This is a genomic window from Flavobacterium sp. UGB4466 (assembly GCF_903469665.1).
Classification (GTDB): domain Bacteria; phylum Bacteroidota; class Bacteroidia; order Flavobacteriales; family Flavobacteriaceae; genus Flavobacterium; species Flavobacterium lipolyticum.
On record NZ_CAGKLC010000075.1, the window covers coordinates 1 to 25,109 of the forward strand.

The 25,109-nt window shown below is 34.2% G+C and carries 27 protein-coding genes and 1 pseudogene; 19 read left to right on the forward strand and 9 right to left on the reverse strand.

Translation table 11 applies throughout. From position 1 onward, the window contains the following. From JO950_RS16135 to JO950_RS16215, 17 genes are all read left to right on the forward strand, one after another. Positions 1–399, forward strand: a 399-nt coding sequence (locus JO950_RS16135) for an AraC family transcriptional regulator (protein WP_237732367.1), incomplete at its 5' end; no start/stop codon positions are given. Between the two features lie 110 nt (positions 400–509). Continuing rightward, the gene (locus JO950_RS16140) at positions 510–1,190 is read left to right on the forward strand and encodes a hypothetical protein (protein ID WP_202703565.1); all 681 of its coding nucleotides are present in this window, start codon (positions 510–512) and stop codon (positions 1,188–1,190) included. A 125-nt stretch (positions 1,191–1,315) separates the two neighbouring features. Then, complete coding sequence (locus JO950_RS16145; RefSeq protein ID WP_202703566.1) at positions 1,316–1,510, forward strand: YqaE/Pmp3 family membrane protein; 195 nt, start codon at positions 1,316–1,318, stop codon at positions 1,508–1,510. A gap of 251 nt (positions 1,511–1,761) precedes the next feature. Next, the gene (locus JO950_RS16150) at positions 1,762–2,235 is read left to right on the forward strand and encodes a hypothetical protein (RefSeq protein WP_202703567.1); all 474 of its coding nucleotides are present in this window, start codon (positions 1,762–1,764) and stop codon (positions 2,233–2,235) included. A 130-nt stretch (positions 2,236–2,365) separates the two neighbouring features. Continuing rightward, the gene (locus JO950_RS16155; protein ID WP_202703568.1) at positions 2,366–2,704 is read left to right on the forward strand and encodes a DUF4134 domain-containing protein; all 339 of its coding nucleotides are present in this window, start codon (positions 2,366–2,368) and stop codon (positions 2,702–2,704) included. 14 nt (positions 2,705–2,718) lie between these two features. Continuing rightward, the gene (locus tag JO950_RS16160) at positions 2,719–3,033 is read left to right on the forward strand and encodes a DUF4133 domain-containing protein (RefSeq protein ID WP_202703569.1); all 315 of its coding nucleotides are present in this window, start codon (positions 2,719–2,721) and stop codon (positions 3,031–3,033) included. A gap of 33 nt (positions 3,034–3,066) precedes the next feature. Further along, a complete protein-coding gene (locus JO950_RS16165; protein WP_202703570.1) occupies positions 3,067–5,535 on the forward strand; it encodes a TraG family conjugative transposon ATPase in 2,469 nt (822 codons plus the stop codon). A gap of 13 nt (positions 5,536–5,548) precedes the next feature. After that, positions 5,549–6,232 carry a conjugal transfer protein TraI gene (locus JO950_RS16170; RefSeq protein WP_202703571.1) on the forward strand — a complete coding sequence of 228 codons (684 nt, stop codon included), beginning with the start codon at positions 5,549–5,551 and terminating at the stop codon, positions 6,230–6,232. Positions 6,233–6,246: 14 nt separating this feature from the next. Next, the gene (locus JO950_RS16175) at positions 6,247–6,867 is read left to right on the forward strand and encodes a hypothetical protein (protein WP_202703572.1); all 621 of its coding nucleotides are present in this window, start codon (positions 6,247–6,249) and stop codon (positions 6,865–6,867) included. 4 nt (positions 6,868–6,871) lie between these two features. After that, on the forward strand, positions 6,872–7,507 hold the full coding sequence (locus JO950_RS16180) for a TerB family tellurite resistance protein (protein ID WP_237732368.1): 636 nt from the start codon (positions 6,872–6,874) through the stop codon (positions 7,505–7,507). A 106-nt stretch (positions 7,508–7,613) separates the two neighbouring features. Beyond that, a complete protein-coding gene (gene traJ, locus JO950_RS16185; protein ID WP_305038659.1) occupies positions 7,614–8,714 on the forward strand; it encodes a conjugative transposon protein TraJ in 1,101 nt (366 codons plus the stop codon). Between the two features lie 30 nt (positions 8,715–8,744). After that, positions 8,745–9,353 (forward strand): conjugative transposon protein TraK, encoded by a 609-nt coding sequence (traK, locus tag JO950_RS16190; RefSeq protein WP_237732369.1) that lies wholly within the window; start codon positions 8,745–8,747, stop codon positions 9,351–9,353. Between the two features lie 277 nt (positions 9,354–9,630). Then, the gene (gene traM / locus JO950_RS16195) at positions 9,631–10,905 is read left to right on the forward strand and encodes a conjugative transposon protein TraM (RefSeq protein ID WP_202703574.1); all 1,275 of its coding nucleotides are present in this window, start codon (positions 9,631–9,633) and stop codon (positions 10,903–10,905) included. 15 nt (positions 10,906–10,920) lie between these two features. Beyond that, a complete protein-coding gene (traN, locus tag JO950_RS16200; protein ID WP_202703575.1) occupies positions 10,921–11,769 on the forward strand; it encodes a conjugative transposon protein TraN in 849 nt (282 codons plus the stop codon). A 28-nt stretch (positions 11,770–11,797) separates the two neighbouring features. Continuing rightward, positions 11,798–12,601, forward strand: coding sequence for a hypothetical protein (locus JO950_RS16205; protein ID WP_202703576.1), 804 nt, complete (start codon positions 11,798–11,800; stop codon positions 12,599–12,601). A gap of 8 nt (positions 12,602–12,609) precedes the next feature. After that, positions 12,610–12,894, forward strand: coding sequence for a hypothetical protein (locus JO950_RS16210; RefSeq protein ID WP_202703577.1), 285 nt, complete (start codon positions 12,610–12,612; stop codon positions 12,892–12,894). A gap of 116 nt (positions 12,895–13,010) precedes the next feature. Next, entirely contained in the window at positions 13,011–13,352 is a 342-nt protein-coding gene (locus JO950_RS16215) for a helix-turn-helix domain-containing protein (protein WP_237732370.1), read from the forward strand. Positions 13,353–13,400: 48 nt separating this feature from the next. Here JO950_RS16215 and JO950_RS16220 read toward each other — a convergent pair whose 3' ends face one another. The 3 genes from JO950_RS16220 to mnmE all read right to left on the reverse strand — a co-directional run bounded on the left by JO950_RS16220 (position 13,401) and on the right by mnmE (position 16,736). Next, complete coding sequence (locus JO950_RS16220; RefSeq protein ID WP_202703578.1) at positions 13,401–14,543, reverse strand: site-specific integrase; 1,143 nt, start codon at positions 14,541–14,543, stop codon at positions 13,401–13,403. Then, positions 14,530–14,922, reverse strand: coding sequence for a helix-turn-helix domain-containing protein (locus JO950_RS16225; protein ID WP_237732371.1), 393 nt, complete (start codon positions 14,920–14,922; stop codon positions 14,530–14,532). The genes JO950_RS16220 and JO950_RS16225 overlap by 14 nt, the downstream gene beginning before the upstream one ends. Before the next feature lie 413 nt (positions 14,923–15,335). Beyond that, entirely contained in the window at positions 15,336–16,736 is a 1,401-nt protein-coding gene (mnmE, locus tag JO950_RS16230) for a tRNA uridine-5-carboxymethylaminomethyl(34) synthesis GTPase MnmE (protein WP_202703579.1), read from the reverse strand. A gap of 181 nt (positions 16,737–16,917) precedes the next feature. On the opposite strand from mnmE, the gene JO950_RS16235 reads away from it, so the two are divergent. Together JO950_RS16235 and JO950_RS16240 are read left to right on the forward strand one after the other, a co-directional pair. Then, complete coding sequence (locus JO950_RS16235; RefSeq protein ID WP_070905704.1) at positions 16,918–17,751, forward strand: universal stress protein; 834 nt, start codon at positions 16,918–16,920, stop codon at positions 17,749–17,751. 68 nt (positions 17,752–17,819) lie between these two features. Further along, positions 17,820–19,592 carry a DNA mismatch repair protein gene (locus tag JO950_RS16240; protein ID WP_202703580.1) on the forward strand — a complete coding sequence of 591 codons (1,773 nt, stop codon included), beginning with the start codon at positions 17,820–17,822 and terminating at the stop codon, positions 19,590–19,592. A gap of 115 nt (positions 19,593–19,707) precedes the next feature. Here JO950_RS16240 and JO950_RS16245 read toward each other — a convergent pair whose 3' ends face one another. The 6 genes and pseudogenes from JO950_RS16245 to JO950_RS16270 all read right to left on the reverse strand — a co-directional run. Continuing rightward, a complete protein-coding gene (locus JO950_RS16245) occupies positions 19,708–20,337 on the reverse strand; it encodes a DsbA family protein (RefSeq protein WP_202703581.1) in 630 nt (209 codons plus the stop codon). A 370-nt stretch (positions 20,338–20,707) separates the two neighbouring features. After that, positions 20,708–21,826, reverse strand: coding sequence for a DNA polymerase III subunit beta (dnaN, locus tag JO950_RS16250; RefSeq protein ID WP_026109975.1), 1,119 nt, complete (start codon positions 21,824–21,826; stop codon positions 20,708–20,710). A gap of 108 nt (positions 21,827–21,934) precedes the next feature. Then, on the reverse strand, positions 21,935–23,620 hold the full coding sequence (gene gldG, locus JO950_RS16255; RefSeq protein ID WP_202703582.1) for a gliding motility-associated ABC transporter substrate-binding protein GldG: 1,686 nt from the start codon (positions 23,618–23,620) through the stop codon (positions 21,935–21,937). Beyond that, on the reverse strand, positions 23,620–24,345 hold the full coding sequence (gldF, locus tag JO950_RS16260) for a gliding motility-associated ABC transporter permease subunit GldF (RefSeq protein WP_202703583.1): 726 nt from the start codon (positions 24,343–24,345) through the stop codon (positions 23,620–23,622). Before gldF ends, gldG begins: the two co-directional genes overlap by 1 nt. 64 nt (positions 24,346–24,409) lie before the next feature. After that, entirely contained in the window at positions 24,410–24,787 is a 378-nt protein-coding gene (locus JO950_RS16265) for a YbbC/YhhH family protein (protein ID WP_202703584.1), read from the reverse strand. Positions 24,788–24,937: 150 nt separating this feature from the next. Continuing rightward, positions 24,938–25,109, reverse strand: a pseudogene (locus tag JO950_RS16270) (antibiotic biosynthesis monooxygenase); the annotation flags it as partial.

Sequence of the window (25,109 nt, forward strand, 5' to 3'; positions counted from 1 at the left end):
AATCTGTTATTATATGAATTAGCAAGGATTTATCACAAATCATACTGGCATAAACCTCGACAGCATTCAAAAAAAGAAATGCTGGTTATACAATTTTTTAAAATTTTAGAAATAAACTGTAGGGAACAACATAGTGTAAAATACTATGCAAATACTTTAGCGGTCACTACAGATCATCTTAGTAAAACTGTTAAACAAGTTACCGAAAAAACGGCAAAGCGATTTATTGAAGAAGCTATTGTTCTTGAAGCAAAAATTTTGCTTCACGATGATCATTTAACCATTTTATCTATTGCGGAAGAATTACAATTTACAGATTCTTCCTCTTTTAGTAATTTTTTTAAAAGGCATACTTCCCAGTCACCTTCCCAGTATCGTTCACAATTAAATTTTCATTAAATAACTTATAATTTATGTTTTGACCGGGTTAAGAATGTTCTATAAGTATTGATTTAGAGTACTCTCAATTGCAAGACGATTGCAATATTTGCTAAATAAAAGTAAAGAAAATGACTCAAACCTATCTTTTAGAATGGATGGATTTAACGGTGACTTCAACCCTTAATCCCGGTAAAACAGACCTTACGATGATTACTCCAATTCAATTAGAAGCGATCATTAAAAAAGCGACCGAACAAACATCCTTAATTCAGTCGAAATTTATAGTGCAGGTATTTTCACTTACAAAGGAGAAACAGATTAAAATTTTAGTTGGAAATTATTATTTGTCATTGTTATTTCTTTTAGATAGAATCGAAGAAATAAATACCAACAGTGACCAATATAAAGAAAATTTAAAAGAGGTTGCAGCTACTTTAATTTCTTGTTTGAAAGAGTTAGTCACTTTTATAGAATTAAGATTTGCCAACTATTTAAACAAACCGTTTCCAGTTATTGAAAAGAAGATATATGAATCATCAGTTGTAGATTCTTCTTCTAATAAAGTTTTATGCAAGCTTTCGACAGATCAAATGGCACTCATTCTCAGAGCTGGAGATGAGTCAAGAATTTTGAAAGCAAAATCAATGAGTATGGTTTTTAAAACTATTGTACCTTTTCTTTCTACACCTTTTAAAAAAGATCTTTCTTATCAGTCGGTAAGAAGTAAATCATATAATGCAGAAGACAAGGACAAAGAAATTGCTATTGAGAGTTTAAAAAAAATTATAGAAAAGATTAAGTCATATTAATAGCCTGACCGCTTATAATATTAAACTTGAAAAGAAAACAGTTATGATTGCGTAACGAATACATTGAAATAATGTCTATTAATAAACAATCACTTAATCAAAATCATCATCAAAAAGTATAAATTATGATACTAATTGCAATATTACTTCCCTGGCTTTCTTTTCTCTTTCGAGGAAAAATATTTACTGCTATAATCTGCCTTATTTTGCAAATAACATTAATTGGCTGGTTGCCTGCTGCAATCTGGGCTGTTGTATCTTTGCAAAATGCCAGAGACGAGAGGCGAACTAATAAACTTATAAAAGCTATGAAAAAGTAGCTATACGCTTTTTTATCACATTTTTAAAAGAATCCATGTTAGAAGAATTTTTGCCTTCTAATATGGATTTTTATTTTATTCATCTATTAAGACGAGGGGTACAACAGGGTACATTGAGGTACAACAAAAAGTTGTACTTGTAGAGGCAGTATTGTAGTTGTTCCTTTGACTCATAATATAAATCATGTCAAACAATTTGATAGCGATTTACATAGTAAAGAAATGAATGTTGAACAATAAATGATGATGCTATGTTTACAAATATTTCATGGGGCTGTTACCTAACTGCTTTAGGGGTGGTGGTGCTGATCTGGTATTTTATAATACTACTAAAGTTTTATTACAAAGATCTTTTTAGGATCTTTTCGGGAGAAAAGAAACTCAAATTTACCACGTTTAAAAACGCAACTAAAAACAGACTGGAAGATACTGGAGATCAAAAATCTTTGTCTTCGTCTTTTTCTGAATCATTCGGCACTTTGGAAGATGCTGAAGAATTATCACCTAGAATACTTCAAGCACTAAAAGAAAGTAATGAAAAGAATTTGTCAAAAGAGCAATTTCAAAACTATCTAAGAATGGTCCTCGATGAATATCCTCATGTAAAGATTTCTTCACTTCGAGAAAATATCAATAAACTGATGGTATCTGAATCTTCAAAATACCCAAATCTGCTTTTGACTTTAAGTGAAGCTGACAGTTTATGGGAAGGAACTGTTTTCTAAAATTCAGCGGAGGATTAATTCCTGTTCTCTCTGGCGCGGTATGGCTTTATGTGACAAGGAAAAAGAGCTGCAACAGTGATATTCCTCTGCTTTTTAAATAATTGTATTGAAAACTTTAAAAATGGTGGTTATGAAAAAATGTGGATGGAAATTAAAGGAATTAGATGAGGAAAAAGTATTGTCTTACTGCATACTTGTTTTGTTGTTGGTGTATGAAACAAAAATTTACGCTCAGGATGGTGTAGCCGGCATTAATGAAGCAAATCAAAAAGTGAGAAGCTATTTTGATGCAGGTACTGAGTTAATGTATGCTGTAGGCGCAATACTTGGCTTGATAGGAGCAGTGAAGGTTTATCAGAAATGGAATGCAGGTGATCCCGATACCGGAAAAGTTGCAGCGGCATGGTTTGGAAGTTGTGTCTTTCTAGTGGTAGTGGCTACCGTAATCAAATCATTCTTCGGGGTATAGTAATCAATATGTTTATGAGTAATAGTGTTTATCAAATCAACAAAGGGATCAATCAGAGTATAGAATTTAAGGGGCTAAAAGCTCAGTATATCTGGTATTTGGGAGGAGGTGTTGTGGCACTGTTGATACTTTTCGCCATACTTTATATCATTGGCCTTCCATCACTTTTATGTGTTGCATTTATTGGATCTTCCGGTGGATTTCTGGTATACAAAATATATAGGATGAGTAATAAATATGGTGAATACGGCATGATGAAAGCACTGGCTAGAAAACAGATCCCAAAATGTGTCAAGGTATACAGCAGAGGAACTTTTATTAAGATATAGTTGTAAGCCGTTAAAAGCCAAAATGGAGAAAGGATGGAGAAGAGGATGGAAGATGTATTGCCGATCATGGCGGTTGAACATGACTGCATTTTATCAAGAGAGGGAGATATAACAGTAGTATTTGAAGCAGAATTGCCTGAGATTTTTACCTTATCGGATCAGGAATATGAGGTATTTCATCAGTCATGGATTAAAGCATTAAAGGTGCTACCAAAGTTTTGTGTTTTTCACAAGCAGGATTGGTTTTTAGAAAAGAAATATAAAGCTGATTTCACAAGTGATGACAGTAGTTTTTTGACAAGAAGCAGTGAACGTTTTTTTAATGAAAGACCTTTTCTGGAGCATTCCTGTTATATCATGCTAACCAAAAAGCCGCAAGGAAGGAAGAACTCAAGTTCTTTATTTTCTAGTCTTATAAGAAATAAACTGGTACCGGAGGAAACTCTGAATACACAGATGTTGCAGGACTTTATTGACTGCACCGGACAGTTTAAGAGAATACTGGATGACAGCGGTTTTGTTAAACTTACGCGTTTGAAAGACAATTCACTCAAGAGTGAAAACAGAAAAATTGGCCTTGTTGAGCGGTACTGTTTTTTGTCAGAACGTGAAGATTCATTTGTTTTTAGAGATATTAAATTTGAAGAAGGTCTTGCGATAGGTGATAAACATTGCCAGCTTTTTACTCTTGGTGACGCAGCTGATCTTCCCGGGCTATGTGGATCTAGAATCAATTTTGATCGTTATTCAACTGATAAAACTAAATTCAGTATCGGATTTGCATCAACTTTAGGGCAGCTCTTGTCATGTAATCATATTTACAACCAGTACATTTTTATTGAAAATGCACAGAAAACCATCCAAAAGCTAGAGAGTAAAAGATTAAGACTTCAGTCGTTGTCGGCTTACAGCAGGGAGAATATGATTGCCAGAGATGCAACCAATGACTTCCTGAATGAAGCGGTGTCACAACAAAGACTTCCCGTAAAGGCTCATTTTAATGTGCTGGCTTGGAGCACTGACAAAGAAGAATTGAAGGATATTAAAAACAAGGTATCATCAGCACTCGCTCAGATGGATTCAGCAGCCAAACAAGAAACGGTTGGAGCTCCACAAATTTATTGGGCTGGAATGCCGGGAAATGAAGCAGATTTTCCTATGAATGATACTTTTGACACTTTTACAGAGCAGGCAGTATGTTTTCTAAACATGGAAACAGCTTACAAGTCTTCTTTAAGTCCAACGGGTATCAGACTTGGAGACCGGCTAACTGGCAGACCTGTTCATGTGGATATCAGCGATGAACCTGTAAAAATGGGAATATGTACCAATAGGAACAAGTTTATACTTGGGCCTTCGGGAAGTGGGAAATCTTTTTTTACTAATCATATGGTGAGGAGCTATTATGAACAGGGTACACATGTTGTTCTTGTGGATGTGGGACACAGTTATAAAGGACTTTGTGATATGGTCGGGGGCTATTATTTTACTTATGATGAAAAGAATCCCATCCGTTTTAATCCTTTCTACATTTCTGAAGGTGATAATCTTGATACTGAGAAAAAGGAAAGTATTAAAACACTGCTTTTAGCACTCTGGAAAAAAGACGACGAAACCTTTAACCGGAGCGAGTATGTAGCACTTTCAAATGCGCTACAACTGTATTATGAAAAGCTGGATATTAATTCCAGTATTTTTCCCTGTTTTAATAGTTTTTATGAGTTTTTGAAAGATGATTTTGTAACGATTTTGGAAGGGGATAAAGTAAAAGAAAAAGATTTTGATGTCAACAATTTCCTCTATGTGCTTCGTCCGTATTACAAAGGAGGTGAATTTGATTATCTGCTTAATGCTACCGAGAATCTGGAACTTTTGAAAGAACGTTTTATAGTATTTGAACTGGACAATATCAAAGATCATCCTATTTTATTTCCCGTTGTGACTATCATTATTATGGAAGTATTTATAAGTAAAATGCGAAAACTAAAAGGTGTGCGCAAGATGATCCTTATTGAAGAAGCATGGAAGGCAATTGCTAGGGAAGGAATGGCCGAATATATTAAGTATTTATTTAAAACAGTTAGGAAGTTCTTTGGAGAGGCCATTGTGGTTACACAAGAAGTGGAAGATATTATTTCTTCTCCAGTAGTAAAACAGGCGATTATCAATAACAGTGATTGTAAGATTCTGCTAGATCAGAGCAAATATCAAAATAAATTTGATCAGATTCAGGAACTTCTGGGACTTACTGAGAAAGAAAAAGCACTTGTACTTTCGGTTAATAAAGCCAATGATCCCAATAAAAAGTATAAAGAAGTATTTATTTCTCTGGGCGGTATGCTATCAAAGGTTTATAGAACAGAAGTTTCTCTGGAAGAATATCTGGCTTATACTACTGAGGAAAGCGAAAAGATAAAAATGAATGCGTATGCTAAAAAGTTTGATGGAGACATCAAAAAAGGCATAGCTGCAATGGCTCAGGATATGAGAAATGGAAATTAAATGAAAGAGAAAAATGAAAGCAAAATTAATTATCTGCGTGGTCTGTCTTCTGCTTATCGGAAATCCTGCAAGACCAGTTAATAATAAAGCAGTACTGCCTATACTAGAGATCGTCAAAGCAGTTACCAAGAAAGTTATTAAAGCAATTGACCTAAAAATTCAAAAACTTCAGAATAAGACAATCTGGCTTCAAAATGCCCAGAAAAAAGTTGAAAACGTACTCTCAAAATTAAAGCTGGATGAAATTTCGGATTGGACCAAGAAACAAAAAGACCTATATCAGGACTATTATCAAGAATTGGCAAAAGTAAAATCTATTATAATTTATTATCAAAGGATAAAAGACATTACAAAGAAGCAGACTAGACTGGTTGAGGAATACGAACGAGCCTGGAACCTGTTTAAGCGGGATTCTCATTTTAAGGAAAATGAAATTCAGTATATGGAACGCGTTTATTCTGGGATTCTCGAAGAGAGTGTGAAGAATATCGACCAGATCTTTTTAATCCTGGCTTCTTTTTCAACGCAGATGAGTGATTTAAAAAGATTGGAGATTATAAATAATGCTGCTGATCGAATCGATTCCAATTATGACGATTTGATACTTTTCAATCAGCAGAATGTAATACTTAGTGTTCAAAGAGCTAAAACTGAAGCAGAAGTAAGTCAGGTTAAACAATTTTACGGAATTCCGTAATAAAAGAAAATATCATGAAAAAAGTAATCGTATTGTTCTTTGCCGGGTTTCTTTTAAATCAAGGAATTCACGCACAGGCCAAGCAGAGAAAGGAATTATTGTTGCAGATCGCCGCACTTCAGATTTATATAGATTATGCTAAAAAAGGCTATTCAGCTGTTTCGAAAGGTTTGAATTTCATTGGTGATGTAAAGAAGGGAGAAGTTAATCTTCATGGGGATTATTTTACATCATTATTGAAGATTAATCCGAGGGTAAGATACTATTATAAAACAGCAGAGATTATTTCCTTGCAGTTTAAGATAATGAAAATATATAAAAGTACTTATACTAAACTTAAGACTGATGATTTATTTCAGGGAAACGAGCTCGATTATATTGAGCGTTCCTTTATAAAACTACTCGAAAGCTGCAATCATACTTTAGACGAGCTTTTGGTCCTTACTACTGATTCAGAACTCGAACTTAAAGATGACCAAAGGATAGAGCGTATTGATGAGCTGTATAAAACAATGGTTGATAATTACGAATTCTGTTTGTCTTTTAGCAATGAAGCAAAGTTATTGTCATTGTCAAAATCTTATGAACAAAAAGATGCAGAATCTACACAAAGTATTTACGGATTAAAAAATTAACGCCATGAAAAGGATATTTATTTTAGTATTTATGGTCTCTTTTGGATTTATCCCAATCAGAGTGAATGCACAGTCGGCAGAAATCCAGCAATTGATCTTAAACATTGAAAAACTCTCGCAGTTCAAAAAGATTCTAAGCGATATGAAAAAGGGATATCAACTACTTTCGGGAGGTTACAAAACAGTTAAAAATATGTCCGAAGGCAACTTTAATCTTCATAAAGTATTCTTAGATGCCCTTATGCAGGTAAGCCCAACGGTCAAAAATTACAAAAGGGTAGGAGATATCGTAAACTATCAAATACTGTTAGTAAGAGAAAGCAAAAAAGGATTAAACAGGTTTTTAAAAAGTGAAAGTTTCAGCCAACAGGAGATCAATTATTTTGAGAAAATTTATGGAAACCTTTTGAACCAGAGCTTAAGAAACCTTGATGAACTCACTATGGTAATTACAGCCGATAAGCTAAGAATGTCTGACGATGAGAGGCTTCAGGCAATTGATAATATTTATATGGAGATGCAAGATAAGCTTTTGTTTTTGAGAGATTTTAATAAATCATCAAGCATACTGGTATTGCAGAGAGCAAAGGAAAAGAAAGATGTATATGCTTCCAAAGAACTTCTGGATTTAAAAAATTAAAAAGATGAACATGTATAAATTTTTTAAAACAGCTCTTTTATTTATTGGCGTTATGATAATGCCCATTGCTGTCAGTGCCCAGGGAATCGGTGATAATATGCAGAGTATGCACTTAGTTTTAGATCAGCTTTATGATGAGATGATGCCATTGTGCAGTAATCTTTTAGCAGTGGGACAGGGTGCAGCCGGTTTTGGGACGATTTGGTATATAGCTTCCCGAGTCTGGCGCCACATTGCAAATGCAGAGCCTATTGACTTTTATCCGCTTTTCAGGCCTTTTGTTATCGGATTCTGTATTATGATCTTTCCCTTGGTATTGGGACTTATTAATGGGGTAATGAAACCCACCGTTACAGCCACAGCGGCGATGGTGACAGGATCAAATAATGCTGTTGCGGTTCTCTTAAAGGAAAAAGAAAAGGCTATAAAAGAAACCGATCCATGGAAAATGTATGTTGGTGCAACGGGAACGGGAGATAGGGACAAATGGTACAAATACACTCATGATGAAGACCCTTCTGATGAGAGCATGCTTGCAGGTATAGGAAACGACATAAAGTTTGCCATGGAAAAGGCATCTTATAATTTTAGAAATTCTGTCAAAGAATGGATGAGTGAAGTACTGAGAGTATTGTTCGAGGCAGCCGCCCTGTGTATTGACACACTTAGGACTTTTCAATTGGTAGTACTCTCAATACTTGGTCCTCTTGTATTTGGCATAGCGGTTTTTGATGGATTTCAGCATACACTTACCGTTTGGTTGGCAAGATATATCAATATTTATTTATGGTTGCCGGTTGCAAATATCTTTGGAAGCATCATAGGTAAAATTCAGGAGCTTATGTTGAAGCTGGATTTATCGCAGGTGGAATCAACGGGAGATACTTTCTTCAGCAGGACCGATATGGCATATCTCATTTTTATGATTATTGGGATCATCGGATATTTTACTGTTCCATCAGTAGCTAATTACATCGTTCATGCGGGTGGAGGCGGAGCCTTAGGGCAGAAAGTTACAGGTATACTTAGCGGCACTACTAATTCAGTTATTACAAAAACCTCGCAAGGCGCTGGTATGGTAATGGACTCAATGGGAAATGTTGCAGGTCAAATGTCACAAAGCATGTCTTCATCAGCTGGTAATACTCCGTATTTCAAAGAGAAAGGAAATTACATGAAAGATAAGCTTAAAGGAAATTCCGGTTAAACTTAAAAAAAAGAGGAGATGTTTACTAAAATGAAAAATATAGATACTGCATTTCGATATGTGAGAGCATTTACAATGCTGGTAATTACGGGATGTATTATTATATGCTGTTATACGCTTTATAAAAGCTTTGAGTCTGTCGCCCTGATGCAGGATAAGGTTTATATTCTTGCCAACGGGAAAGCACTGGAAGCATACGCATCAGACCGAAGGGATAATGTACCTGTGGAAGCAAAGGATCATGTAAAAACATTTCATAAATTTTTCTTTACACTTGATCCGGATGATAAAGTAATTAAAACCAATGTTACAAAAGCTCTGTATCTGGCTGATGACAGTGCAAAGCGAATCTATGATGATCTAAAAGAGAATGGTTTCTATTCTGGAATCATTTCGGGAAATATAAGCCAGACAATCCATATTGACAGTGTAACTATAGATATCAAAGAATATCCGTACCGCTTTCAATGCTATGCCAAACAAAGCATAATAAGAACTACCAGTATTTTAGAAAGAAGTCTTATTACCCAGGGAAGCCTTCGTAATGTATCTAGAAGCGACAACAATCCACATGGTTTTTTAATCGAGAGATGGAATACCATCGAAAACAAAGATTTGACTGTGGAAAATAGAAAATAGACAGTTATGAAATCATTAATTAAAAAGCGAGAGCAGCCATTTATTTACAGTAAGTATTACTTATCTGCACAAGATAAGTGGGTGCAAAAAATGGAATCTTTGACGGGCAAACTTTCTAAAAGAGTCCTTATTTATTTGCTGGTTTTGTTTACTGTTTTGGAGGGAGGGTATTTTCTCTATAACATTTATGCAGCGTTCTTAAAGAAAAATTCTGAAATAAATAAAAACCCGGCAAGTGTTTCAAAAATTAAAACAATCAATTTTAAAAAGTAATGTCATGGAGCAAAAAATAATATCACTCAAAGAATCTAAAAGGAGAAAAATGCTTTTAGTTCTGCCTGTTATTACTCTTCCGTTTATAACCTTATTGTTCTACATATTAGGTGGTGGAAGAATGGAGGCAGAAACGGTTAAAAGTGAAGTCAAAAAGGGATTTAATTTTAATCTTCCCATTCCTAAATTTAAAGAAGATTCATCACTTGATAAAATGAGTTACTATGACCAGGCGGCAGTAGATTCCATCAAATTGCTGGAGCAGATTAAAAAAGATCCTAATTACTCAAATCAAAAAATAGTAGAAGGATCAATAGATGATTTCACGGATAAAGACTCAGGAAAAGGACGCAGTCCATTTAATACATCCTTCTATCAAGATGCAAACGAACAGAAAGTTTATGAAAAACTTAAAGCGCTTCAAAAAGTGATCAGCAAGCCTGCTGTTCCTGATAATTATGGTCAGGATATGAGGGAGTTTGAAAATTATGGATCATCAAAAGGCGAATCAGATGCTATAAAAAACTTAGAGCAGATGATGTCACAAATGGGCGCTTCGCAGGAACCTGATCCTGAACTAAAACAACTCGGAGGTATGCTGGAGAACATTCTGGATATTCAGCATCCATCACGTGTACAGGAAAAGTTAAAGCAAGCTTCAGAGATAAAAAAAGGAAAAGTCTTTAGTGTTAATCGTAAAAAAGAAGTAGATAATACTACTTCTCTACAGCAAAATACAGAACATTCAAATCTTTTAAAATCTAACTTGTTCTATTCAATTGATGAAAATTTAGATTCTGAACAGGAGCAGAATTCTATCGAAGCAATAATCCATGAGACACAAACAATTGTTAACGGGTCAATTATTAAATTAAGATTGAAAACCGATGTATTTCTTCAAGGCACACTAATTCCAAAAAACACCTTTTTTTATGGTATTGCATCTTTAAAAGGAGAAAGACTGGAGGTTAAAATCAATAATATACAGTATCGAAATTCAATTTTCCCTGTTGAACTCTCGGTCTACGACTTGGATGGAATCGACGGAATCTATATTCCAGGAGCAATAAACAGGGACGTAGCTAAGACTTCAGCAGATCGCTCTCTTCAAACTTTAGGATTAAATGGAGTTACAGATTCCTGGGGCGCACAGGCTGCAGAGATGGGAATTGAAGCTGCAAAAAGCCTGATGAGCAAAAAAATAAAACTTATAAAAGTTGTAGTAAAGGCTGGATATCAGGTTTTGCTCTACGATGAAAAACAAAAGAATTTGAAATAATTAAATCTTGAAAAAATGAAAAATAATAATTGGATGAATTTGGTTTGCCTGCTTTTAGTGGTATTGTCAGGCTATGCACAATTAATAAATCGAGAGGTTGATTTCAATCGGGATCAGTTTAAAAACGTACAGATAGCTTATTCTAAAACAACAAGTATAGTGTTTCCTTATGCGATAAAAAGTATTGATAAGGGCAGTGAGGATATTTTAATGCAAAAAGCAAAAGGAGTAGAGAATATTTTACTGCTGAAAGCTGCAAAGCAGAATTTTATACAGACCAATATTACTGTAGTTACAGCCGATAACAGGCTATATGTCTTTGTTTTGAATTATGATGAAGTATGCCCTGATTTAAACATTAAAGCTGATAGTAGTGCAATTGTAAATAATGATATTTTGTTTTCGATCGATAATGAAAATCAAAAGAAAATTGAACAGTATTCAAAGCTTGCTTTATTTAAGAAGAAAAAAATCGACGGTTTAAAGAGTTCAAGATTTGATATTAGTCTTAGAGTGAGCGGCATATTTATTCATCAGGATGTTCTTTACTTCAGACTTGTTTTGGGTAATGCCTCAAAGATAAATTACGATATAGACCAGCTTCGTTTTTTTATTCGGGACCAGAGAAAATCTAAGCGTACTGCTTCGCAGGAAATAGAAATATTTCCACTTTTTTCAACTTCCAACTCCATAGTTATTCCAGATAAATCTGAAGTGACTTTAGTCTATGCTTTATCAAAGTTTACTATCCCTGAGAAAAAATACCTCACAATTCAACTTATTGAAAACAATGGAGGCAGACAATTAGAAATAGACATCAAGAATAATGACCTAATTGATCTTGATGTTCTTAACAGCTTTTAAAAGAATAATAACTTAAAAATAATTTATCATGAATCAGAAAAATTTAGAATTCCTAAAAGACCAGTTGAAATATACCGGATTTGGAGAAATGTTCGATCAGGATCTGAAAGAAAAGATGCTAAAAGGAGAGACAGAGTTTAAGATTATAAAAGAAGGCGTTTATGGAAAAGATGCAATGACTGCTGAATTGAATTTTAAAAAATCTGACCAAAGTGATCTGTACTTTTTTAATTCTTATCATGTGAATCTTAAAAAAGAAGAATCAAAAGAAGGATTAGAACAGACTTTTTATATTAATAACAACAGCAGTAATATTACCCTTAAAGAAGCTTATAATTTAATGGAAGGTCGTTCTGTAAATAAAGATCTTAAAACTAAGGAAGGTGAAGTGTATAATTCCTGGCTAAAAATTGACTTTAAGGAATCCGAGAGCAATGGAAGCTTTAAAATAAATCATTACCATCAAAATTACGGATATGATTTGGAAGCAAGTTTAGCAAAGCACTCTATAAAAGAACTTGAAACGCCCCAATACAAAGAAGATCTTTTAAATTCACTGAAAAAAGGTAATCTTCAGTCAGTAACTTTTGTTGTTAAAGGAGTTGAAAGTAAACAATATATTGAGGCAAACCCGCAATTTAAAACGGTTAATGTTTATGACAATAATTTACAAAGGATTAATCATCGTGAGAGCAAAGAGGAGAAACAAAAAGAAACTCAAGGTAAATCTGCTAGTAAGGACTCTAGCCAGACAAAGGAATCTGTTTCAGATGAGGTAGCTGAAGTAGAAAAAAAAAGATCTCAAAGAAAAGGTAAAGCTAAATCTTTATAAGTAGTTAGATGGAAACTTTAAAACCTTTGTCAGATTTCTTTTTAGCAATTGAGAAAGATTTCCGTATAAGTACAACACATATTGCACTTTATGCCGCTTTGCTTCAATGTAGAGTTGAGAAAGGTTTTGTAAATCCTATACAGGTCTATAGGTATGAAATAGCTCCTTTGGCAAAAATTTTATCAGCTTACACCTATCATAAATGTATTCAGGAGTTGAGTAATTATGGTTATGTAAAATATGAACGATCGTTTAAGAAAACACAAGGGAGTAAGATTTATTTTTTTGAGTGATGGATTAATATGAAAAAAAGGCCCTTAATGGGCTTTTTTTCTATAAAATAATATAGGAAAGGAAGATGACTAGGAAAGCACAGAAAGGAAAATAATGACACTAAAAGATAAATAATATGAAACCATATAGATTTGAAGATTTATTGAATATTATTGGAGAGCTACTTTTGAAAATGAATAGTATTGAAAAACTTTTGCAAGAAAATAAAGTAAATACTGTTGCTGCGGATGATGATTTGCTAACTATTTCTGAGGCAGCAAAATTATTAAAGTTATCAGTAGCCACTATTTATACCAAAGTCTGTAGAAATGAGATTCCCGCCAATAAACAGGGTAAGCGCCTCTATTTTTATCGTGGAGAATTATTAAATTGGATAAAATCAGGTCGAATTAAAACTATTGCTGAAATACAACTGGAAACTGAAGCTAAATTTAATTCAAAAAATATATGTAAATAAACAAGAAAGACATTACTTTGGATAATGTCTTTCTTGTTTTACGGTGTTTTATTTTAAACTTATCCTCGTAGAAGCTTCTCTTTTTTTCTCGTCAATTATTTTGGTATATATCTGAGTTGTTTTAACGCTTTTATGGCCAAGCATTTTAGAAACAGTAAATATATCAGTTCCAGAAAATATCTGAAGAGTAGCGTAGGTATGCCTAAAACAATGAAATGTAATATGTTTTGTAATTCCGGAGTGAGCCACCCAGACTGGTAGCACCCTATCTACATCCCATTTTTTTAAACCAGCAAATACTTTTTCATTTTCTTTTGTTCTTTCACCGAGAATCTCAAATGCCTCATTGGAGATAGGCATAGTCTGAAGCCCTTCAGTTTTCTTTTGCTTAAATCTGATATAATATCCATCATCTTCTATAAATTGTACCTCAGACCATGTAAGTTTTACTATATCTGAGTACCTGATTCCTGTCAAGGTAGAAAATATAGAAATTTTATGAACAATAGCGTTTGAACAAGGTGTACTAAATAACTTCTTAGCTTCGCTCAAGGTTAAAAAGTTTCGCTGGGATTCCTGTTCTTTGATTGAATCTATTCCAGAGTTAATGTCGGTTCTTAATTTTCCTTCTTTATAAGCCCTTTTAAGAGTAGTTTTTAGTTTATTATGATAGGAAAGAGCTGTATTTCGAGATAATGTTTTACCTGTATCTCTTCTGCTTTTGGCTTTCAAGAGATATTCCCTGTAATCATTTATTAATAGTACCGTTACATCTTTAAAGCAGATATCCTGATTTTCAGTAAATGATTCAAAGTGTGAAATTGCACTGTACCAGATCGACTTGTTGTTTCCCTCTTTTTTATCTGCCAGTTTCTTGAAATACTTTAGAAAAGAGCCTTGTGAGATTCTCTTGATCTCCAGCTGTTCTTTTTCAAAATCGGAATATATATCATCTTTGCGAAGTTCGTTCTGTCTACGAATCTGGATGAGTTCAGCCGTATGCAGGTTTTCTATATTTGAAATTTTTTGAATCTGACTTTTAGGTTTCTCAAAAAGATACAACTTTAAAAATTCACGTCGTGTAGACCTGTTTGTTTCGGTGTTCAGTACTGGGGGGTAAAAATCCAAATAAAGAGAAATTCTGCCGTCAGCGAGATTTTTTTTTCTTAGTGTTACATTAGTCTTTTTCATTGTCTGAGGCATTAAATATAATATCAATATCTTTTTTTGCGACATAATTAAACTTTCCAACCGCGTATTTAGTTATTCCATGTCTTTGAATAAGCAGATATAAAGCCGCTGGTGAGATTCGGAATTTCTGCTGAATCTGAGTTATGGTATAACATTTATCCAGTCCTGGAAACTCCTGAACAGGCCGAAGCATTGATTCCTCAAAAGGAATAGAGAAAAAGGCATCCAGATCACATCTTCGCAGAACGGTTCGGGTTCCAAACTTAGCAATATCAAGCTCGCCACGCTCAATGAGCCTGTAAATAGTCCTTCTGCTAATACCGAACAAATTACCGGCCATTTTAACATCGATGTAATCTTTGGTCTTTATGACCTCCAAATTTGGATTTTTAGCCTTTTCTGTCTCCTTGTTGCTCTGATCAATTTTAGATTGTCTAGTCCTTGATTTATAAGCCCTGGAGCTACATTTGAGAGAGCAGTAAAGTGTTTTTGTTGTGCGCGCTGTAAACTCATTTTTACAGCATTCGCAGATTCTGGTAATCTCGATTTTTGAACTCATAGAATTTGTGACTTTAAGTGTCCCACTGTGCCTATGTGTGTCTCTGTGTGCCATAATTTGGCCAAATAATAAAAAAAATTTGTACCTCGGTTTTCGAGGTACAAATGGGGTACAAATTTAATCAAAACATGGCTAAACAACCAAAAGAAAAGATAAATAAAAAACGAGTTAAAATATTGTTTATCAATACTTTAACTCGTTTGTTTGTTTTTGTTTTTTGTTATTTTGTTTCTCTATTTTCCGATGCAGAAATTCGCAAATATATTCCCTAACAATTCATCGTTGGAAACCTGACCGGTAATAAGACCAAACTGGTACAGGGCTTCACGTATGTCAAGTGCAATCAGATCGCTTGAAAGATTAGTTTCCAGACCAAATTTTACTTTCTGAATTTCATCCAGGGCTTTAAGTAGAGAATCGTAATGCCTTGTATTGGTTACGATAGTTTCATTATTACGTAGTGCTCCTGTGTTGACATAAGAAAGCAATTGCTCTTTTAATTCTTCCACTCCAATATTTTCTTTAGCTGAAATTTTTAGAAGTTTTAAGTTTAAAGTTTCAAGTTTTTGATTGATGTTCCCGATTTCATTTTCACTCAATAAATCAACCTTGTTAACCACTACTAATATAGGTTTAAGTGGGTATTTGTTTTTAACTTTTTCAATTTCTACAATATAATCAGAACCTGAAACCTGGAACCTGAAACCATCAAACAAAAAGACCACAAGCTGAGCCTGATCGATTTTTTCGAAGGTTTTTTTAATTCCGATGCTTTCTACCACATCTTTAGTCTCACGGATTCCTGCCGTATCAATAAATCTGAAACCAATTCCGCCAATCACTAACTCATCTTCGATGGTGTCGCGTGTGGTTCCCGCAATGTCAGAAACAATGGCGCGCTCTTCATTTAATAAGGCATTGAGCAGAGTAGATTTACCCACATTGGGTTCTCCTACAATAGCAACCGGAATTCCGTTTTTGATTACATTACCAACGGCAAACGAATCAATCAGACGTTTTAGAACAAATTCGATTCTATTCAGTAACTCATGAAATTGGGTACGGTCGGCAAATTCTACATCTTCTTCTGCGAAATCCAGTTCCAGCTCAATTAAAGAGGCAAAGTTTAGTAGCTCTTCACGAAGTTTGGCTATTTCATTACTGAAACCACCACGCATTTGCTGCATAGCGATTTGGTGAGACGCTTCATTATCAGATGAAATCAAATCAGCAACTGCTTCTGCCTGCGATAAATCAAGTTTTCCATTTAAAAAAGCTCTAAGGGTAAATTCCCCCGCATCAGCCATTCGACATCCTTTTCGCAACAATAACTGAATAATTTGCTGTTGGATATACGTCGAGCCATGACATGAAATTTCAATCGTATTTTCTCCTGTATAAGAGTTAGGTCCTTTAAAAACAGAAACCAATACTTCATCAAGTGTTTTCGAATCGTCCACAATATGGCCTAAATGCAAAGTATGGGTTTTCTGGAGTGTTAAGTCTTTGTTTTTTATGGATTTAAAAACCGAATTCCCAATGACAATAGCATCGGAACCTGAAATACGGATGATCGCAATAGCTCCAGCCCCGGATGGGGTAGCCAATGCAACTATAGAATCTTGATTTATCATGCTGCAAAGGTATAAAAAAAGCCATAAAGTTGCGAACTCAAAGAAGAGTTGATTAGGAGACTTCCCGTCTTTCAAATGTCAATTTTAGTAATTTTTTAAATGTTAAAATACTGATAATTATCAGTTTGATTTGTGTTTAGAATGTTTAAATTTGAGAAACAAACCTTTAATCTCAAGTAAAATGAAAAAGATACTATTTCCCACAGATTTTTCTGAAGCGGCGACAAATGCTTTTGTCCATGCCTTAGAATTTGCCAAAATTGTAAACGCCGAATTAGTTTTGTTGCACACTTTTGAGATTCCGGTTTACGATAGTCAGTTTTTTCCCGAAAATTACGCCTCGATTTACAGCTCAATCGAACTGGCAAAGTTTGAAATGTTTAAAGATGAGATTCCAAAGCTCAGAACTATTGCCGCGGAACGAAAATTAGATCACATTGTAATCAAACATCGTTTGATGGACGGTGATTTGATTTTTAATTTGAAAAATGCAGTAGAAGAAGATCATATCGATTTTGTCATAATGGGAACTTCAGGTGTTTCAGACTGGACAAAATTTTTCCTCGGATCAAATACAAGTTCTGTAATTTCGGAAGTTAAAGTACCCGTTTTGTGTATTCCCGCAGATGCAAAATTTAAAAAAATAAAAACAATTGGTTTTACAACCCGCTATCGTGAAAAAGACAAGGCTGAACTTCGAAAAGTACTGGAAATAGCTAAGAAAACAAATGCTAAAGTAAAAAGTCTATACGTTAGAGCTTCAAATACAGACGTTTCTGATGCTACAATTAAAGAATGGGATAAAGAATTTGCTCATGAAAATGTAGAGTTTTTGGTCTTGCCAAGTGATGAAGTAAAAGAGACTATTCTCGATTTTGTACTGTATAAAGATGTGGACGTTCTGACTGTTATTACACACAAAAAATCTTTCTTTGAAAGTATTTTCGAATCCAGTTTCAGTAAAAAAATAACTAAGGAGGTTTCGATACCGGTTTTGGTTATGCATGAAAGCTAAAATCAAAGACTAATTAGTGCTGGAATGTGAGTGTAAAAGCTATATTTGTGTTTCATTAATTTATAAGAATGGAAGCCTATCACAATAAAGTTGAATACTATACAGCACTCTTTAATAAAATCAACAAAAAATACAACAGCATCAGTATACTGCGTCTTTTAAGCGTATTTCTGTGTTTGTTTTTATTGTTTTACTACATAAAAACGAATGAAATACTTTACGTAGCTTTTGCTTTTCTATCTTTTGTTGGTTTTCTTTTTTTAATGCGTATTCATTCGCATTTATCTTTTAAGAGAGAACACACTAAGGCAATTCTAAAACTAAATAAGAATGAAATTGCCTATTTGAAAAGAGAAAAAATCCCTTTTGAGAACGGAATCGAATTCAATGATTTCAGTCATCCGTATGCTTACGATCTGGATATTTTTGGAGAGCATTCGTTATTTCAAAATCTAAACAGAACGGCTACTTATATCGGAAAAAAAACACTGGCAAATCAATTACTGAATTTGTCTTGTAATCAAACTATTCTTGAAAATCAGGAAGCAATCGAGGAATTGAAAACTAAAATGGATTGGCGTCAGGATTTTTTGGCCTTGGCAATGATTAGTTATGATACAAAGAATTCTTATGATGCTTTAATTTATTGGAAATCATTTCAAAATAATAAACTACCTAAAGTTTTAATTGCGCTATCTGTTATTCTTCCAGTCTTGTTTTTTGGCTTCTTGGCAGCCTATTTTGTTACTTCAAAAACAATTTTATTATCGTATCTGACCTATGTTTTTATTGCCAATATGATTGTTTTGGGAAATTCTTTTAAGCGGATTCAGTCAGAGATTGCGAAGGCTGATAATGTGGATAAAATTATTAAGCAATATAGTTTACTGGTTCAGAAAATTGAGACAGAAACTTTTCAGTCAAAAAGATTGATTGATTTACAGCAGGAGCTTATTTTTAAGAATGCAACGGCGAGTAAACATTTAAAAGATCTTTCGGAACTGTTTTCCAGGATGGATACGATCAACAATTTTGTAACGGCAATGGTTTTTAACGGCATGTTTTTATTCAATTTACATGTTTTAAAAGCGCTTTTGAAATGGAAAGAAAACTATTCTGAAAAATTGGAGCAATGGATTAATATTGTTGGCGAGTTTGAAGCACTGAACAGTTTAGCTAACTTATCGTATAATAATCCTGATTTTGTGTTTCCTGAAATCAATTCCGACTATAAAATTGGATTTTCAAATTTGAGTCATCCTTTGTTAAATTCGGTAACAAGGGTAGGGAATGACACTCACTTTTATCCTGAATCTTTCATGATTTTAACAGGTTCTAATATGTCGGGTAAAAGCACATTTTTAAGAAGTTTAGGAATCAATATGGTGCTCGGAGGAATTGGCTCAGTAGTTTGTGCTTCAAATGCTAACATACATCCACTTCCTGTTTTGGTTTCAATGCGACTGTCCGATTCGTTAGCTGATAGTGAATCGTACTTTTTTGCTGAAATTAAACGTTTGAAGCAAATTATGGACGCTCTGGAAGAACGCCCTGCTTTTGTTTTATTAGATGAAATTTTGAGAGGGACAAACTCCGATGATAAACGAAACGGAACAATCGAAGTCGTTAAAAAGGTAATCGCTAAGAATGCAATTGGTGCGATTGCTACACACGATATCGAGGTGTGTCTGACAACAAATGAATATCCTCAGGTTTTAACCAATCAGTGTTTTGAAGTAGAAATTAAAGACAATGAACTCCATTTTGATTACAAGCTGCGCAATGGAATTTGTAAAAATAAGAGTGCAACTTTCCTAATGAAGAAAATGGGAGTAATATGATAGATTATTAGATTATTCGATTTCTGGATCTTTAGATTACATACAGAGTTTATACTTTTACTCAAAATCCAATAATCCAGCAATCCAATAATCTAATAATCTAATAATCTATAATTTATTTCTGTACTTCTTTGATTGTATTTACAAAAGCTTCAACTGGCTGAGCTCCCGAGATCGCATATTTTCGATCAAAAACAAAAAACGGAACTCCTTGTATGCCCATATTCTGCGCCTGAATAAGATCAGTGTGTACATCACTGATATAAAGTTTTTCATTTTCAACTGCTTCTTTGACTTCATCCGCATTTAAACCTGCTTTCACACCAAGTTCAATCAAAGTTTCGGGATCATTTAAGTCTCTTCCTTCTGTAAAATAAGCTCTAAAGAAAATTTCCTCCATTTCATCGGCAAGATTTTTGGTCTTAGCCAACTGAATAATGCGATGTGCCGACAATGAATTTGAAACTATCGCTTTATCAAAATGATAGTCTAAACCAACGCTTTTAGCGTGTTCTACGACACCTTTGTGCATTTCGATGGATTGTTCAACAGAGATTCCTTTTCGTTCAGCAAGAAAGGTGTAAACGTCTTTATCTGTTTGTGCTTCAATAGTAGGATCAAGCTGGAAACTTTTCCATTCAATTTCAAACTCGTCATTAGGAAATTCAGCTAAAGCTGTTTCCAATTGTCTTTTTCCGATATAACAAAACGGACACATGATGTCCGACCAAATTTCTATTTTCATTTTGTAAAGTTAAAAAAATGTTTCAGATTTCAGGCTTTGGTTTATTACGAATTTAACCGCAAAGTTCGCTAAAGGATTACGCCAAGCTCACGAAGCTTTGCGCTCTTTGTATTTGTGAGTATAAATTAAATCAAAAAAAAACTTTGCGTTCTTTGCGGTAAAATCAGCTCAAACCATAATTATATTTCAACTTGTAACCTGAAACCTGAAACGAAAAATCTCAAAAATAAAAAACCGCAACTCTTTTTGGGAATTGCGGTTTCTAGGTATAAAAAATGGTTGGTTAATAGCGATGTTGTATTTTTTTTACAATGATATGTCTTTAATTTGAAACTAAAAAAGATCTCTGTAACAAAAAGAAGTTTTGATGTTAACTATTTAACATTACTGGCATTACTAACATCGTAACCGTTTCTCCTTCTTCTAAACCGTCTACCGGAGTTAGGATACCTGCTCTGTTAGGTAATGACATTTCTAACATAATCATATCGGATTGTAAGTTAGTCAGCATTTCAGTTAAAAAACGTGAGTTGAAACCAATTTGAAGATCATCTCCCTGATAATCACAAGTTAGTCTTTCCTCTGCTTTGTTAGAGTAATCGATGTCTTCTGCAGAAACGTTTAATTCAGCTCCGGCAATTTTTAATCGAATTTGATGTGTCGTTTTGTTAGAGAAAATGGCCACACGTTTCACCGAGCTTAAAAACAAAGAACGGTCAATCATTAATTTGTTTGGATTTTCTTTTGGAATTACCGCTTCATAGTTAGGGTATTTTCCGTCAATCAAACGACAGGTTAAAATATAATTGTCAAATGAGAAAGTCGCATTTGAATCGTTGTATTCAATTTTTACTTCAGCATCAGAAGTTCCTAAGATACTTTTTAAAATATTCAAAGGTTTTTTAGGCATGATAAAATCGGCTACCTGAGATGCTTTTACATCTGTACGGGCATATTTTACTAACTTATGAGCATCTGTTGCTACGAAAGTTAATCCTTCTGGTGAGAATTGGAAGAAAACTCCAGACATTACCGGACGTAAATCATCATTTCCGGCTGCGAAAATAGTTTTACTTACAGCAGTTGCCAAAACATCAGCAGGAACTAGCGTTACAGATGGCTCTTCAAGACTTACCGATTTTGGAAATTCTTCTCCTGCAGCGTATGCTAAAGCATATTTTCCTGAGTTTGAACTAATTTCAACGGTATTGTTTTCTTCAACAGTAAAAGTCAAAGGCTGCTCCGGGAACGTTTTTAAAATTTCAAGCAAAAGTTTAGCCGGTACAGCAACACTTCCTTTACTTGTAGAATCGATTGACAACGTAGCAGACATGGTAGTTTCAAGATCTGAAGCCGAAACGGTCAGTTCGCTGTTGTTTAGTTCAAATAAAAAGTTGTCTAAAATGGGCAACGTATTGTTACTGTTAATTACACTACCTAAAACTTGTAATTGTTTTAATAAGTACGAACTCGATACTATAAATTTCATCTCTATTGTTTTATTTTTTTGCTCTTTTCTTTAGTCTTTTCTCAACTAAGATAGGTTTTACAAATATATCGTAAACAATCTTAATTTGTGCATTTTTTTTATTAACATCTAGTTACTGTATTTTCTTTTTCGGATGTAGGTAAATGCCAGTCCGAAAATCAATAAAATTAGAATTGGAAGTCCGATAGTTATGAATTGCGTGAGCGTATAATTTTCATAAACTTTCTCTTTGTCTAATAATGGCAGACTGACATCTTTACTTCTAATGTTAATAAGTCCTGTATCATCCAGTAAATAATTAATACAGTTCATCATAAAATCTTTGTTGTCATACAGATTTCCGGTACGCTGATCGTAGCCTAATTCAACCGGCATCATATTTTTGTCGAGTTGATTTCTGGCCAGATCACCATCGGCTATTACGATCATTTTGTTTGGTTTTCCTTTTGCTAAAAACGAGTCTTCTTTGAAAGGTAAAACACGATTTTCAAAAGCGGAGTGGAAGGATCCTTCTAATAAAACCGAAAGCGAAATGTTTCCTTTGTTTGCATAATCCTGCGAAGTCGTTTTTTCGGTAACACTATTTAAAGTAATAGGAGCCGGAGTTCCGATTGCTTTTGAATAAGGAGACGATTGTAGTAAAACTGTTTTTTTGATTCCGTTTTTTAATGTATCAATCGGACTGGCGAAATCAAATTTGATTCCCCCCAGATTTTTAACGATCGGATGTTGACTGCCTGGCTGCACCAGAGGAGCATACTTCCATATAAAATCCTGGTATTGTGTAGCGCTTCCTTGTTCGCCTGTAGCCAGTTTAAGCGGACTTCCTTGTTCGTCCTTGATCAGATCAGGATTGATTCGGATTCCGTATTTAAAAAACATATCGTTAAGATTCAGATCTCTGGGATAAGCCAGAGTCGCTCCCGCCTGGTTGTACAAGCTGTCCATATCAGCGGCAACCTGATCAATTAACCATAAAGTTTTGCCTCCATTCATGATGAATTGGTCTAAAACCTGTTTTTCCTCATCCGTGAAAGTTTCGGTTGGCTTTGAGATAATGGCTAAGTCATACTTTTTTAAGGCCGCTAAAGTTCCTGTTGGGTTTTGTCTCACAGAATCTAATGTAAACGGACCGATATAATAGCTTTCGCGAATTTGCTGGAGCATTTTGGCAATGTGAATTTCGTTCAGTTCTCCATTTCCTTTTATGATGGCTACCTTTTTTTGTCTGTCTTTACTAATTTTATTGATCGCATCTGCAATCGAATATTCTAAATGCTGAATCGATCCGATTACTTTTTGCGTTGTTGAAGCTCCCATGATGTTTTTCAACAATGGGATATTGACTTCTTTGTTATTGTAAACTGCAACAGCCCACGGAAAAACCATAGCCTGCGATTGTTTTCCTTTATCGTCAACCGTAATGTTTATAGGGGTAAGACCTTTTTGATACAGCGATTTAATAACGTCCATGCTTTCGTCTTCGTTTTCCAGAGGATTAACGAATTCAAAAACAATATTACTGTTGTAGGCTTGAAATTCTTCCAATAACTGACGCGTCTCTTGCTGAAGACGTCTGAAGTCTGCCGGAAGTTCGCCCTGCATATAAATTTTAATCGATAGCGGATTCTTTACCTGTTTTACGATTTGTAAAGAAGTTTCAGATAAAGTATAACGTTTGTCTTTGGTTAAATCGAATCGGTGAAAGAATAAGCTTCCCAATACATTTAAAGCGATTAAAACAAAAACGGTGATGCCTAATGTCTTAACATTATGTTGAGTAGATAACTTCATTACGCTTTAAAAGATTTTAATTGATAAACAGTAAACGAGAGGAACAATGCGGTGATGCTTAAAAAATAAATCACATCACGAGTATCGATTACACCGCGGCTCATACTTTTAAAATGGTCCTGCATTCCAAATACTGAAACAATAGCAGAAGATCCGGGAATCAGTGATGCGAGTCCTTCAAAACCAAAATAAAGAAGAAAACACAGAAAAACAGCTATGATAAAAGCAACGATCTGATTTTCGGACAGGGTAGAAGTAAAGATTCCGATTGCCGAATAAGCAGCAATTAAAAATAATAGTCCAAAATAAGAACCGATAGTACTTCCCATGTCAATATTTCCTTCGGGAGCACCTAAACTTGAAATGACTTTCACGTAAATAAGTGTTGGAACGATGGCCAAAACGATTAATAAGAAAGAGCCCAGAAATTTTCCGTTTACAATTTCCCAGATCGATAAAGGCTTGGTTAATAATAATTCCAGTGTCCCTTGTTTTTTTTCATCAGAAAAACTTCTCATGGTAACGGCCGGAATCAGAAAAATCAGAATCCACGGAGCCAGGGTGAAGAATGGCGTTAAATCAGCATAACCCGTATTTAAAATGTTGTAGTCGCCTTCAAATACCCATAAAAATAGTCCGTTGCTAATTAAGAAAATGGCAATGACTAAATAGCCTATAGGAGAACCAAAAAAGGATTTTATTTCTCTTAAAATGATTGATTTCATGTATAACGTTTATTCGTTTATTTGTTTAATCGTTGGTTTGTTTTTGGTGCTTGAAATATCTTAATTATTTTTCGTGTGAGATTCTTAAAATTTTTGAATTTCGAGCATCAATTATAATTAAAAAAGCACCTCCTTTAGAATTTTTAGGCAAAGTTCCAGTGATAAACCAGTAGTATTTATCTAAAAAGTATATTTCATAAGGTCTTTTTTCAATTATATTTTGTTTTCCATAAATACTAAATAAAACTGATTCTGCGATTTTAACTGCAGTATTTTTGTCTTTCAAAAGTATCCTTTCATTATCAACATAGTTTTCTCGTGTTTCTTCGGATAATGTTATTTCTAACTCTTTTTGTGCATATTCTTTTCCTAGAAGTAGGCGTTTATTTTGCGAATAAGCGTTAAAAGAAAATATTAAAAGTAATAAGAAAAAATATTTCATAATTAGATTTGTTTTAAGTCGCTTTCCTTTGCGAACTTTGTGTTTTGCCAAAGCTTTTAAGCACGATCTTTGCGTTCTTTGCGGTTAAACAGTTCCAATTTTCAAATCCAGTATGGAACCTGAAACTTGAAACCTGAAACTATTTTTTATTTAGTTCAGACTCACCAGCTTATCCACACTCCAGGCTTCGGGTTTGGCATTAAACAATTGCTTTGTAAAACTCCAAACCGTATTAAAGAGTTCAGATTGTCTGTAATTTTCTAAATCTTCTTCAGTTTCCCAGTAGCTGTAAGTGAAAAATATGCATTTATTATTTTTATCC

What these genes read in the sequence shown, in the direction of transcription:
- traN (WP_202703575.1), top strand. Translation starts at nt 10,921, where the DNA reads ATGAAAAATAATAATTGGATGAATTTGGTTTGCCTGCTTTTAGTGGTA.
- JO950_RS16265 (WP_202703584.1), bottom strand. Translation starts at nt 24,787, where the DNA reads ATGAAATATTTTTTCTTATTACTTTTAATATTTTCTTTTAACGCTTAT.
- JO950_RS16240 (WP_202703580.1), top strand. Translation starts at nt 17,820, where the DNA reads ATGGAAGCCTATCACAATAAAGTTGAATACTATACAGCACTCTTTAAT.
- JO950_RS16165 (WP_202703570.1), top strand. Translation starts at nt 3,067, where the DNA reads ATGGAGAAGAGGATGGAAGATGTATTGCCGATCATGGCGGTTGAACAT.
- JO950_RS16220 (WP_202703578.1), bottom strand. Translation starts at nt 14,543, where the DNA reads ATGAAAAAGACTAATGTAACACTAAGAAAAAAAAATCTCGCTGACGGC.
- JO950_RS16170 (WP_202703571.1), top strand. Translation starts at nt 5,549, where the DNA reads ATGAAAGCAAAATTAATTATCTGCGTGGTCTGTCTTCTGCTTATCGGA.
- JO950_RS16215 (WP_237732370.1), top strand. Translation starts at nt 13,011, where the DNA reads ATGAAACCATATAGATTTGAAGATTTATTGAATATTATTGGAGAGCTA.
- traM (WP_202703574.1), top strand. Translation starts at nt 9,631, where the DNA reads ATGGAGCAAAAAATAATATCACTCAAAGAATCTAAAAGGAGAAAAATG.
- traK (WP_237732369.1), top strand. Translation starts at nt 8,745, where the DNA reads ATGAAAAATATAGATACTGCATTTCGATATGTGAGAGCATTTACAATG.
- JO950_RS16245 (WP_202703581.1), bottom strand. Translation starts at nt 20,337, where the DNA reads ATGAAAATAGAAATTTGGTCGGACATCATGTGTCCGTTTTGTTATATC.
- JO950_RS16160 (WP_202703569.1), top strand. Translation starts at nt 2,719, where the DNA reads ATGAGTAATAGTGTTTATCAAATCAACAAAGGGATCAATCAGAGTATA.
- dnaN (WP_026109975.1), bottom strand. Translation starts at nt 21,826, where the DNA reads ATGAAATTTATAGTATCGAGTTCGTACTTATTAAAACAATTACAAGTT.
- traJ (WP_305038659.1), top strand. Translation starts at nt 7,614, where the DNA reads ATGCACTTAGTTTTAGATCAGCTTTATGATGAGATGATGCCATTGTGC.
- gldG (WP_202703582.1), bottom strand. Translation starts at nt 23,620, where the DNA reads ATGAAGTTATCTACTCAACATAATGTTAAGACATTAGGCATCACCGTT.
- JO950_RS16150 (WP_202703567.1), top strand. Translation starts at nt 1,762, where the DNA reads ATGTTTACAAATATTTCATGGGGCTGTTACCTAACTGCTTTAGGGGTG.
- mnmE (WP_202703579.1), bottom strand. Translation starts at nt 16,736, where the DNA reads ATGATAAATCAAGATTCTATAGTTGCATTGGCTACCCCATCCGGGGCT.
- JO950_RS16210 (WP_202703577.1), top strand. Translation starts at nt 12,610, where the DNA reads ATGGAAACTTTAAAACCTTTGTCAGATTTCTTTTTAGCAATTGAGAAA.
- JO950_RS16235 (WP_070905704.1), top strand. Translation starts at nt 16,918, where the DNA reads ATGAAAAAGATACTATTTCCCACAGATTTTTCTGAAGCGGCGACAAAT.
- JO950_RS16175 (WP_202703572.1), top strand. Translation starts at nt 6,247, where the DNA reads ATGAAAAAAGTAATCGTATTGTTCTTTGCCGGGTTTCTTTTAAATCAA.
- JO950_RS16145 (WP_202703566.1), top strand. Translation starts at nt 1,316, where the DNA reads ATGATACTAATTGCAATATTACTTCCCTGGCTTTCTTTTCTCTTTCGA.
- JO950_RS16205 (WP_202703576.1), top strand. Translation starts at nt 11,798, where the DNA reads ATGAATCAGAAAAATTTAGAATTCCTAAAAGACCAGTTGAAATATACC.
- JO950_RS16180 (WP_237732368.1), top strand. Translation starts at nt 6,872, where the DNA reads ATGAAAAGGATATTTATTTTAGTATTTATGGTCTCTTTTGGATTTATC.
- gldF (WP_202703583.1), bottom strand. Translation starts at nt 24,345, where the DNA reads ATGAAATCAATCATTTTAAGAGAAATAAAATCCTTTTTTGGTTCTCCT.
- JO950_RS16140 (WP_202703565.1), top strand. Translation starts at nt 510, where the DNA reads ATGACTCAAACCTATCTTTTAGAATGGATGGATTTAACGGTGACTTCA.
- JO950_RS16155 (WP_202703568.1), top strand. Translation starts at nt 2,366, where the DNA reads ATGAAAAAATGTGGATGGAAATTAAAGGAATTAGATGAGGAAAAAGTA.